This window comes from Streptomyces capitiformicae (assembly GCF_002214185.1).
In the GTDB taxonomy this organism is placed as follows: Bacteria; Actinomycetota; Actinomycetes; order Streptomycetales; family Streptomycetaceae; genus Streptomyces; species Streptomyces capitiformicae.
In genome coordinates this window covers 10,863,810-10,875,559 of sequence record NZ_CP022161.1, presented here as the reverse complement: position 1 = coordinate 10,875,559, position 11,750 = coordinate 10,863,810, and the positions used below count along the sequence as shown (strand labels likewise).

The window sequence follows — 11,750 nt, the reverse complement described above, 5'->3', positions numbered from 1 at the left end:
AGCCGCGATCCCAGGTTTCTGTGTATTTCGTGGTTTCTGTGGCGGCACTCCCCGTGAACCTTGCCCACCAAGGGAGCGAATGTTGAACGACCACGGAGCCCCGGCACCCACCGACGAAGACTCCACGTTGGTTCTCCTCACCGTCGAAGAGGCCGCCCGCCGCCTCCGCATCGGCCGGACCACGTGCTACGGGCTCATCCGCTCCGGAGAGCTGGAGTCCGTACCCGTCGGCCGTCTCCGACGAGTCCCTGCCGATGCGCCGGCCGCCTACGTGACCCGTCTCCGCACCGCCCAACGCGCCGCTTGACGACACCGGGGCGGCGGCTCCCGGACAAGGACAACCCGCCGCCCCGGTGCCCATCCCGACATCAAGAATCAGGAGCCTGCCTGTGGCAGAGAAAAAGAAGAAGGGCACCCGCCGCGCCAACGGTGAATCCGCCATCTACTTCGGGGCGGACGGCCGTTGGCACGCGCGCGTTCCGATGGGCTACAAGGACAACGGGGACCCCTACCGCCGACACATCACGCGCAAGACGCGCGATGACTTGGTGGAAGAGGTCAAGAAGCTGGAGAAGCAGCGCGATGCCGGTTCGGCGCAACAGCCGGGCAAGCCATGGACGGTTGAGAAGTGGCTGTTGCACTGGGTTGAGAACATCGCCAAACCGACCGTCAGCGAGAACACGTACGACGGCTATGAAGTCGCCGTTCGCGTCCACCTGGTGCCCGGTGTCGGCAAGCACCGCCTTGACCGCTTGCAGCCCGAACACCTGGAAAGCCTGTACCGCCGTATGCAGGCGAACGGGGCGCGCAAGGCCGGTACGGCTCACCAGGCTCACCGCACCGCCCGTACTGCCCTCGGGGAGGCGGTACGGCGTGGCTATGCGGCCAAGAACGCTGCCGCGTTGGCCAAGCCACCCCGGATGGAAGAGGACGAATCAGAGGTTGAGCCCTACTCCGTGGAGGAGGTTCAGTGCCTGCTACTCGAAGCCAACAAGCGCCGAAACACGGCCCGTTGGATGCTGGCACTGGCGCTCGGACTGCGGCAGGGCGAAACGCTCGGACTGCGCTGGTCTGACGTCGACCTGGACAACGAGTACCTGAAGCTACGCCGGAACCGTCTGCGCCCCCGGTACGAGCACGGGTGCCCGGAAGCCTCGCCGTGCGGCCGGAAGGCGGGGTACTGCCCGGCCAAGGTGCAGGTGCGACGCGAGACCAAGAACACCAAGTCCCGAGCGGGCCGCCGCGCCGTGCCTCTGCCGGGCCCGCTGGTCGCCATGCTCCGTGCCCACGCCGAGACACAGGAGCGTGAGCGCAAGGCGGCCGGCGACCTGTGGACCGAGTCGGACTACGTGTTCACCAAGCCGCTGGGTGGCCCTTTGAGCCCGAACACGGACTATCACGACTGGAAGCGCCTGCTGGAAGACGCGGGGGTCCGGAAGGCCCGGCTGCACGATGCTCGGCACACCGCGGCCACCGTGCTCATGCTGCTCGGAGTCCCGGCCCGCGTCATCGATCAGATCATGGGATGGGAGCCGGGTACCTCCCCGAGCATGCGGGCCCGGTACCTCCACGTTCCGGACGCCATGCTCAAGGACGTGGCCAAGAAGATCGCCGAAGCCATCTGGGGACCCCCGGAAACACCCGCTGTGGACAAAAACCAGGACAACGAGGTCTGAGGACAACGTCGAAGGGCCCCACCTTGCGGTGGGGCCCTTCGACATCGTGCCCGGTGAGGCACTGGCGGAGGATACGAGATTCGAACTCGTGAGGGGTTGCCCCCAACACGCTTTCCAACAGAACGAGGCACGCAGTGTGCTGACCGGACTGGTGCGCTCTAACGCCGCGACCGTCCTGGGCCACACCACCCCCGACGCCGTTCCCCTGGACGGAGGGTTCCTGGACAACGGCTTCGATTCGCTGGCGGCGGTGGACCTCCGCAACCGGCTCAACACCGTCACCGGACTCCGTCTCCCGCCCACCCTCGTCTTCGACTACCCCACCCCCAACGCCCTTGCCCAGCACATCGCCGAGGAGATCCTGGGTGAGGACGGCGAGGACAGTGAGGTGGAAACGCTGGGGGATCTCTCGGTCCTCACCATGCTCAACGCACTGGAGAAACAACTCTCCTCGGACACACTCGACAGTTCGCTTTTCGCCGATGTCGCGAGTCGGCTGAATGGTCTCGTCACTTTGGTCCGCAGCAAGGCGGACGAGGGAGGCGAGGACGAGGACATCGAATTCGCCACGGATGAAGAACTCTTCTCCATGCTTGATGAGCATTTCGACAAATAGTTTCGGCGATGCGCGTCGGTCTGCCGTGCGGCCCCCTTCGTAGTGGGCCCGGCAATTTCTGAATTCTGCCCTCGCGCATTCCTTCTCCCCTCCATCTCACCTTCTCGGGCATGCCCAAACGGACAAGGAATCTTGATCATGGCTACTGCGGACGAACTGCGGGAATACCTCAAGCGTGCGGTCACTGATGCCCGTCAGGCCCGTCGACAGCTGCGTGAGATGGAAGAGCGGTCGCGGGAGCCGATAGCCATCGTCGGCATGGCATGCCACCTGCCCGGGGGCGTGGACACTCCGGCGCAGTTGTGGGAACTGGTCTCCTCGGGCGGGGACGCCATCACGGAGTTTCCAGCCGATCGCGGCTGGGACCTGGAGACGGTGTACGACCCGGACCCTGAGCACAACGGCACGAGCTACAGCCAGTACGGCGGATTCCTGACGGATGTGGCCGGGTTCGACGCGGCGTTCTTCGGTATCTCACCGCGTGAGGCACTGGCCATGAGCCCGCAGCAGCGGCTGCTGCTGGAGGCCTGCTGGGAGGCGCTGGAGAGCGCCGGGATCGACCCGGTCTCGCTGCGCGGCAGCCAGACCGGCGTCTTCGCCGGGATCATGCACAACGACTACCTGGCCCATCTCCAGCACGCCCCCGAGGAACTTGCCGGCTACGTCGGAAACGGCAACGTGTCCAGCGTGGCCTCCGGCCGGGTGGCCTACACCCTGGGCCTGGAGGGGCCGGCGGTGACGGTGGACACGGCGTGCTCGTCCTCCCTGGTCGCCCTGCACCTCGCCGTACAGGCACTGCGGGCGGGGGAGTGCCACCAGGCGCTCGTCGGTGGCATCACCATCAACTCCACCCCCGGTGTCTTCATCGAGTTCTCGCGGCAGCGGGGGCTGGCGGTGGACGGCCGCTGCAAGGCATTCTCCGTTGACGCGGACGGTACGGGCTGGGGCGAGGGTGTGGGCGTACTGCTGGTGGAGCCGCTGTCCCTGGCGCGGGAGCGAGGCCACCAGGTCCTGGCGGTGGTGCGGGGCAGTGCGGTCAACCAGGACGGGGCCAGCAGTAAGTTGACTGCCCCGAACGGTCCGGCGCAGCGCCGCGTGATCCGCCAGGCCCTGGCCGCCGCGGGTGTTTCTGCGGCCGAGGTGGACGTCGTGGAAGCACACGGTACGGGTACCCGTCTCGGGGATCCGATCGAGGCGCAGGCGTTGCTGGCGACGTACGGCAAGGAGCGGCCCGCGGACCGGCCGTTGTGGCTGGGTTCCGTGAAGTCGAACATCGGGCACACCCAGGCCGCCGCGGGTGTGGCTGGTGTGATCAAGATGGTGGAGGCGATGCGCCACGGCGTGCTGCCCGCCACTCTGCATGCCGCTGAGCCGACGGATCAGGTGGACTGGTCGAGTGGCGGGGTGGAGTTGCTGAGCCAGGCGCGGGAGTGGCCGGAGGCCGGCCGGCCGCGCCGGGCGGGTGTGTCGTCGTTCGGGATCAGCGGTACGAACGCGCACGTGATCCTTGAGCAGGCTCCCGAGTTCGCGCCCGTGCCTGAGTCCGGCGTCGGGCAGGCCGGTGATCCCGAGCCTGCTGGGGCTGGGTTTGTGGGTCCGGTGTCGTGGGTGGTGTCGGGTAGGTCCGAGGGTGTGGTGGGGGAGCAGGCGCGTCGTTTGCGGGCGCGGGTGGAGGCGGATGCGGGGTTGGCGCTGGTGGATGTGGCGCATTCGTTGGTGGCGGGGCGTTCGGTGTTCGAGCATCGGGCGGTGGTGACGGGCCGGTCGCGTGGTGAGTTGCTGGCGGGTCTGGGTGCGCTGGTTTCGGGTGAGCCCGCGGTGGGTGTGGTGCGGGGTTGTGCGTTGCCGGTGGGGTCGCGGTCGGTGTTCGTGTTCCCGGGCCAGGGTTCGCAGTGGCTGGGGATGGGTGTGGAGCTGTATGAGTCCTCGCCGGTGTTCGCGCGGCGGCTGGATGAGTGTGCGGCGGCGTTGGAACGCTGGACGGGCTGGGATCTGCTGGAGGTTTTGCGGGGTGGAGATCTTGAGCGGGTTGAGGTGGTGCAGCCGGCGTTGTGGGCGGTGATGGTGTCGCTTGCGGAGGTGTGGCGGGCGCACGGTGTCGTTCCGGATGCCGTGGTCGGCCACTCCCAGGGGGAGATCGCGGCGGCGGTGGTGGCGGGTGGTCTGTCGTTGGAGGACGGGGCGCGGGTGGTGGCGTTGCGCAGTCGTCTGCTGACCGGTCTCTCCGGTGGTGGCGGCATGCTGTCGGTACGTCTGTCGGCTGACGGGGTGCGTGAGCGCCTGACGGAGTGGCCGCTGGTGTCGGTCGCCGCGGTCAACGGCCCGTCCCAGACCGTCGTGGCAGGCCCCCCGGAGGCGCTGGAGTCCCTGCGGGAGGAGTTCGAAGCCGGCGGGGTGCGGGCGCGGATGGTTCCGGTGGACTACGCGTCGCATTCGGCGCAGGTGGAGGTGCTGGAGGCGGAGCTGGTGGCCGAGCTGGAGGGGATCCGGCCGCAGCCCGGCAGTGTGCCGCTGTATTCGACGGTGACGGGCGACCGGCTGGACATGTCCGAGATGGATGCCGGGTACTGGTATCGGAATCTGCGGGCCACGGTGCGGTTCGAGGACGCGGTGCGTGGTCTGCTGGCCGAGGGGCATCGGGCGTTTGTCGAGGTGAGTCCGCATCCGGTGCTGGTACCGGGGTTGCAGGACACGCTGGACGACACTCCGGGCGGGGGTGTGGTGCTGGACGACCCCGCATCCCTCTACCCGAACGCCACCACCACCACCGACCTGCCCACCTACCCCTTCCAACACCAGCGCTACTGGCTCGCCCCGCAAACCCGCACGGACGCCCAGGGGCTCGGGCTCGCCCCGGGGGGCCACCCGCTGCTCGCCACCGCTGTCGACCTCGCGGACCGCGAGGAGCTGGTGCTGACCAGTCGTCTGTCGCTCGCCGGCCAGCCCTGGCTGGCCGACCACCGCATCAACGGCATCGTGCTGGTTCCGGCGACCGCCTTCCTCGACATGGCCGTGGCCGCGGGCGACCAGGCAGGCGCGGGGCATGTGGCGGAGCTGACCCTGGAGGCGCCGCTGGCCCTGTCCGAGCAGCAGACGGTGCGGGTGCAGGTCGCCGTGGCACCGCCGGACGCCGCGGGGCTGCGTGCGTTTACCGTGCACTCCCGGCCCGACACCGCGGACGCCGCCGTGCAGCCGTGGACGCGGCACGTCTCCGGCGTGCTGAGCCCCGACCCGGCCCCGGCACCCGCCGCTGGGGCGGCGCCATGGCCGCCCGAGGACGCGACCGCCGTACCCCTGGACGACGTATACGGGCAGCTCGCCGAGCTCGGTTATGAGTACGGCCCGGTGTTCCAGGGGCTGCGTGCCGTCTGGCGCGGTGGCCGGCACACGTACGCCGAGGTGGCGCTGGACGCGGACCAGCACGAGGCCGCCTCGCGCTTCGGGCTCCATCCGGCCCTGTTCGACGCGGTGCTGCATCCGCTCGTCCTGGAGACGGCCGACCCCACTCGTCCCGAGCTGATCCGGCTGCCGTTCGCCTGGCACGGCGTTACCCTCCACGCCACCGGGGCGACCGTGCTGCGGGTGCGCATCACCACGACAGGCCCCGACACGGTCGCGCTGCGGCTCGCCGACGGCACGGGCGCGCCCGTCGCCACCGTCGAGTCGCTGACCCTGCGGCCCGTCGCCAAGGACCGGATCGCCCCGGCGGCCGGGCGGCACGTGGACGCCCTGTTCCACGTCGACTGGCCGACGGTCACGCCCGTCGACGGCCCCGTGCCGCGCATCGCCGAGCACCCCCTCGACGCCGAACTGCCCGACGCGTACGACGCCGACATCCTGCTGGTGCGGCTCGACCGGCCGGAGCCGCACTCTCCGGAGGCCGCCCGCGCCACCGTCCGGCGCGCGCTCGAGCTGACGCAGCGATGGCTGGCCGAGGAGCGGTTCGACGGCGCGCGCCTGGTGTTCGTCACCACGCGTGCCGTGGCCGCCGGTCCCGACGACGACGTGACGGGCCTGGACGCGGCACCGGTGTGGGGTCTGGTCCGGTCCGTCCAGTCCGAGCATCCGGACCGGGTCGGGCTGGTCGACCTCGACGGCGACGACGGACGTCTGGCGGCTGCCGTCGCGACCGGTGAACCGCAGATCGCCGTGCGCGGCGGCGAGCTCCGCGTGCCCCGGCTGGCCCGGGCTCACGCCGGGGCACGGCGGGAGATGCCCGCCTTCGCCCCCGACGGCACCGTCCTCGTCACGGGGGGCACCGGCGGACTCGGCGCGCTGTTCGCCCGCCACCTGGTCGTCGAACGAGGCGTGCGGCACCTGCTGCTCACCAGCCGCCGCGGCCCCGACGCACCGGGGGCCGACGAGCTCGCCGAGGAGTTGGCGGGGCACGGCACCCGGGTGAGCATCGTCGCGGCCGACGTGGCCGAGCGCGACGAGTTGGCCGCGTTGCTCGGACGCGTCGATCCGGATCACCCGCTGACCGCCGTGGTGCACACCGCGGGTGTCCTCGACGACGCCACCATCGGCTCCCTCACCGCCCGGCAACTGGACGCCGTGCTGCGGCCGAAGGCGGACGCGGCCTGGCATCTGCACGAGCTGACCCGGGACATGGACCTCGAGGCGTTCGTACTGTTCTCCTCCATCTCCGGGATCACCGGTACGGCAGGGCAGTCCAACTACGCCGCAGCCAACACCTACTTGGACGCGCTCGCCGCGCACCGCCGGGCCCGCGGCCTGGCCGCCGTGTCCCTGGCCTGGGGCCTGTGGGACGGCACGCACGGCATGGGCGGGCGGCTCGGCGACGCCGATCTCGCCCGGTGGACGCGCGCCGGCATCACCCCGCTCGACCCCGGCACGGGACTGGCGCTGTTCGACCGGGCACTGGCGGAGGACTCGGCGCTCGCGGTCCCCGCCGCGCTGAACCTGGCCCGGTTGCGCGCCTCGGACTCCGCTCCGCCCACGGTGCTCCGCTCGCTGGTGAGCGTACGCCGTACCGCGCGCGCCGCCGATGCCCCCGCCGCGGGCGGGGCGTGGGCGGAGCGGATCGCGGCCCTGCCCGAGTCTGAGCGGCAGGGCGCTGTCCTGGAGCTGGTGCGCTCGGTCGTCGCCGGTGTGCTCGGCCATGCGAGCCCGGACAGCGTCGACGCGACACGCGCCTTCAAGGACATCGGCTTCGACTCGCTCTCCGGGGTGGAGCTGCGCAACCGGCTCAACGCGGCGACGGGTCTGCGGCTGGCCGCGACCGCGGTGTTCGACCATCCCTCGCCCGAGGCGCTGGCGGCGTTCCTGTACCGGCAGATCGCCGAGGCGCAGCCGGCCACCGCGCCCGTCGAGCCGCGCCGGGCCTCCGACGCTGACGAACCGATCGCCGTCATCGGCATGGCCTGCCGCTTCCCGGGCGGTGTGCGCTCCCCCGAGGACCTGTGGCGGCTGGTGGCCGACGGTGTGGACGCCATCAGCGAGTTCCCGGACAACCGCGGCTGGGACCTGGAGTCCCTCTACGACCCAAATCCGGAGAAGCCCGGCACCTCCTACACCCGGCACGGCGGATTCCTGCACGACGCCGACCAGTTCGACCCGGACTTCTTCGGCATGTCGCCGCGCGAGGCGACCGCCACCGATCCGCAGCAGCGGCTGCTGCTGGAGACCGCCTGGGAGACCTTCGAGTGGGCGGGTATCGACCCGGCGACGCTGCGGGGCACCAGCACCGGGGTGTTCACCGGTGCCATGTACGACGACTACGCCTCACGTCTGCCCAAGAGCCCTGAGGAGTTCGAGGGCTTCCTGCTCGCGGGCAACCTCTCCAGTGTGGTCTCCGGCCGCATCGCCTACACCTTCGGCCTGGAGGGGCCGGCGGTCACCGTCGACACGGCCTGCTCGTCCTCCCTGGTGGCGCTGCACCTGGCCGCGGGGGCGCTGCGCCGGGGCGAGTGCGAGCTGGCGCTGGCCGGCGGGGTCACCGTGATGTCGGGGCCGAGCACGTTCGTGGAGTTCTCCCGGCAGCGCGGTCTGTCCGAGGACGGCCGGTGCCGCTCGTTCTCGGCCGACGCGGGCGGCACGGGCTGGGCCGAAACTGGACCGCAGTCCTCAACGGACAACAAGCACAGACGGTCGACCTCCCCACCTACGCCTTCCAACACCGCCGCTACTGGCTCGACCTGCCCGCGCCCTCCCCCGTCGCCGAGTTCGGAACCCCCTCGGTCGATGACGTGGACGCGCGGTTCTGGGAAGCCGTCGAACGCGAAGACCTCGAAGCGCTCGCCGAGACGCTCGACCTGGCGCCGGAGCGGCGGGAGACGCTGGGCTCGGTGGAGCCGGTGCTGCCGGTGCTGGCCGAGTGGCGGCGACGCAAGCGGGAGAGCTCGGTGCTGGACTCCTGGCGGTACACGGTGACTTGGCAGCCGGCCGGCGCGTCGAGGGCCGGGGCGAATCCGTTGCCGTCGCAGTGGCTGGTCGTGGTTCCCGGTGGTGAGCGTGCGGCCGAGGGCACGGTCGGTGAGTTGGTGGAGCGGTTGCGCGGTCGGGCGGGAGTCGAGCGGGTCGTCACCGTCGACTTCGATGTGACGCGGGAGGACCGGGCCGTTCTCGCGGGTCGCCTCCGCGAGGCCCTGGCCGGGGAACCGCTCAGCGGTGGCGTGCTGTCCCTGCTGCCGCTCGCCGAGGCCGCCCCTCGCGACGCCGATGGACCGCAGGACTCGACCGTGCCGGATGGTGTCAGGGCGTCTGTCCTGCTGATGCAGGCCCTGGCGGACGCCGGGGTGGAGGCACCCCTGTGGACGGTCACCCAGGGCGCGGTCGTCGTGCCCGGGTCCGGCGACGCCGGACCCGTTCCGGAGCAGGCGGCGGTCTGGGGGCTCGGCCGTGTCTTCGCGCTCGACCACCCGGATCGGTGGGGCGGTCTGATCGACCTCCCCGCGCCTTCCACCCATGGCGCCGAGTCGGCGTGGGACGGCCTGTTCGCAGGTCTGGCGGACGACGAGGACGAGGACCAGTTCGCGGTGCGCGCGGACGGGCTTCACGTACGCCGCATGGTGCGCAAGCCGCTCGACGCGGCAGGCGCGGCGGGCGCGGCGGGCGCGGCGGGCGGCGAGCGGCGTGAGGTCGGCTTCTCCGGTACGACGCTCATCACGGGCGGCACCGGAGCCCTGGGCGCGCATCTCGCCCGGCGGCTGGCCGCGACGGGTGCCGAGCATCTGCTGCTGGTGAGCCGGCGGGGCCGGGGCGCACCCGGGGCGGACGAGTTGGAGGCCGAGCTGACCGGGCTCGGTGCGCAGGTGACCATCGCGGCCTGTGACATCACCGACCGGGACGCGCTGGCGAAGCTGCTGGCCGACGTGCCGGAGGGCGCCCCGGTCAGGGCCGTGGTGCACGCGGCGGGTGCCGAGCCGCCGACCGCGCCGATCGAGGACACGGACTTCGTCGGCCTGGAGGAGGTGGCGGGCGCGAAGATCGCGGGTGCCGTTCATCTCGACGCGCTGCTCGCGGACCGTCCGCTGGAGGCGTTCGTCCTGTTCTCCTCGGGCGCCGGCGTCTGGGGCGACGGCGGTCACTACGGCTACGCGGCCGCCAACGCCTACCTCGACGCGTTCGCCGAACGGCGACGTGGCCGCGGTCTGGTGGCGACCTCCATCGCGTGGGGCGCCTGGGCGGGCGGCGGCATGGTCCACGAGGCCGAGGGCGACCGGCTGCGGCGCTACGGCGTACCGACGATGGACCCCGAGGTGGCCGTGGGCGCCGTACAACAGGCCCTGGCGTACGACGAGACGTTCCTCGTCGTCGCCGATGTGATCTGGGAGCGGTTCGCGGCGACCTATACGGCCACCCGACGCCGCCGTCTCTTTGACGAGATCCCGGAGGTACGGCTCCTCGCCGCCCGGGCGGCCCGCGCGGGTACCGAAGGGAACGGGGCCGGTCACGACGCCGACGCCGTGCCCGGCGGCGAGTCGCGGCCGTTCGCCCGTCAGCTGGCCGGAGTGGGCCGGGCCGAGCGGGAACGGATGGTGCTCCAGCTCGTCCGTACGCAGGTCGCGGCGGTCCTCGGTCATGACGGCACCGGCGCGATCGGTCCGAACCACGCCTTCCGCGACCTCGGTTTCGACTCGCTGACCGCTGTGGAGCTCCGCAACCGCCTCAAGGAGGCCACCGGTCTCGGGCTGCCCGCCACCCTGGTCTTCGACCACCCGACCCCCGCCGCCCTCGGCAAGCGGCTGCTGTCCGGACTCGCCCCGGAGACGGAACCGACGACCGGTCAAGACCTGGCGCCTCTGGACGACTTGGAGGCCGCGGTCGCCGTACTCGACCCGGCCGACGACGTCTCCCGCACCCGGATCGCCCATCGGCTGCAAGCGCTGCTCTGGCGGCTCACCGACGGTCAGGCCGATCAGTCGGCGGGCGTCGGCGAGGCCGACGGCGAACTGCTGGAGGCCGTTTCCGACGACGAGATGTTCGACCTGATCGACAAGGAACTCGGTCTCGGCTGAGCTCGGTCTCGGCTGAGCTCGGTCTCGGCTGAGCTCAGTTTCGGCTGAGACCGCTCTTCCCCGTCCGATCTTCCCCGTCCGAATCCCCACCTTCCACTTCCTCACCTCCCCACTTCCCCGCCTGCTCTAGGGACTGATGACGTTCATGGCTAACGAGGACAAGCTCCGCGACTACCTCAAGCGGGTCACGACCGACCTGCGGCAGACCCGGCGACGCCTCCAGGACATCGAGGCCCGGCAGCAGGAGCCCATCGCCATCGTCTCGATGAGCTGCCGCTTCCCGGGCAACGCCCATACCCCGGAGGACTTCTGGGAACTGCTCGTGACGGGCGTCGACACCGTCTCCGAGCTGCCCGCGGACCGGGGCTGGGACCTGGAGGGCCTGTACCACCCCGACCCCGAACATCAGGGCACCACGTACACCCGCTCCGGCTCGTTCCTGTACGACGCGGCCGAGTTCGACCCGGGCTTCTTCGGTATCTCGCCGCGCGAGGCGACGATGATGGACCCACAGCAGCGGCTGCTGCTGGAGACGTCGTGGGAGGCGCTGGAGCGGGCCGGTATCGACCCCGACACGCTGCGGGGTGAGAAGGCGGGCGTCTTCGTCGGCAGCAGCGACCAGGGGTACGGTGCCGCGGCCGCGCACGCCCGGGACCGCGTCGAGGGCCACATGCTGACGGGCGGCTCCGGTGCCGTGCTGTCCGGCCGTATCGCCTACACGCTCGGCTTCGAGGGGCCCGCCGTCACCGTCGACACGATGTGCTCGTCGTCGCTGGTAGCACTGCACCTCGCCGTCCAGGCGCTGCGCCAGGACGAGTGCGGTCTCGCGCTCGCCGCAGGCGCCACCGTCATGGCCGGCCCGCGCAACTTCGTGGAGTTCAGCAGGCAGCGGGGGCTCGCGCCGGACGGCCGCTGCAAGCCGTTCGCGGCGGGCGCCGACGGTACGGGCTGGGGCGAGGGTGTGGGTGTGCTGCTAAC

General features: G+C 71.2%; 4 protein-coding genes and 2 pseudogenes. All 6 read left to right on the top strand.

The window, feature by feature from the left end; all coding sequences use genetic code 11:
- Positions 1-79: 79 nt before the first annotated feature.
- Positions 80-307, top strand: a complete 228-nt coding sequence (locus CES90_RS48625; protein WP_189781031.1) for a helix-turn-helix domain-containing protein — start codon at positions 80-82, stop codon at positions 305-307.
- A gap of 82 nt (positions 308-389) precedes the next feature.
- The gene (locus CES90_RS48620) at positions 390-1,676 is read left to right on the top strand and encodes a tyrosine-type recombinase/integrase (RefSeq protein ID WP_189781032.1); all 1,287 of its coding nucleotides are present in this window, start codon (positions 390-392) and stop codon (positions 1,674-1,676) included.
- A 136-nt stretch (positions 1,677-1,812) separates the two neighbouring features.
- A complete protein-coding gene (locus tag CES90_RS48615) occupies positions 1,813-2,292 on the top strand; it encodes an acyl carrier protein (RefSeq protein ID WP_208921791.1) in 480 nt (159 codons plus the stop codon).
- A gap of 135 nt (positions 2,293-2,427) precedes the next feature.
- A pseudogene (locus CES90_RS48610) lies at positions 2,428-8,364 on the top strand (type I polyketide synthase); the annotation flags it as partial.
- A 137-nt stretch (positions 8,365-8,501) separates the two neighbouring features.
- On the top strand, positions 8,502-10,772 hold the full coding sequence (locus tag CES90_RS51115) for an SDR family NAD(P)-dependent oxidoreductase (RefSeq protein ID WP_232791408.1): 2,271 nt from the start codon (positions 8,502-8,504) through the stop codon (positions 10,770-10,772).
- 145 nt (positions 10,773-10,917) lie between these two features.
- Positions 10,918-11,748 (top strand): annotated as a pseudogene (locus CES90_RS48605) (beta-ketoacyl synthase N-terminal-like domain-containing protein); the annotation flags it as partial.
- Positions 11,749-11,750 lie beyond the last annotated feature (2 nt).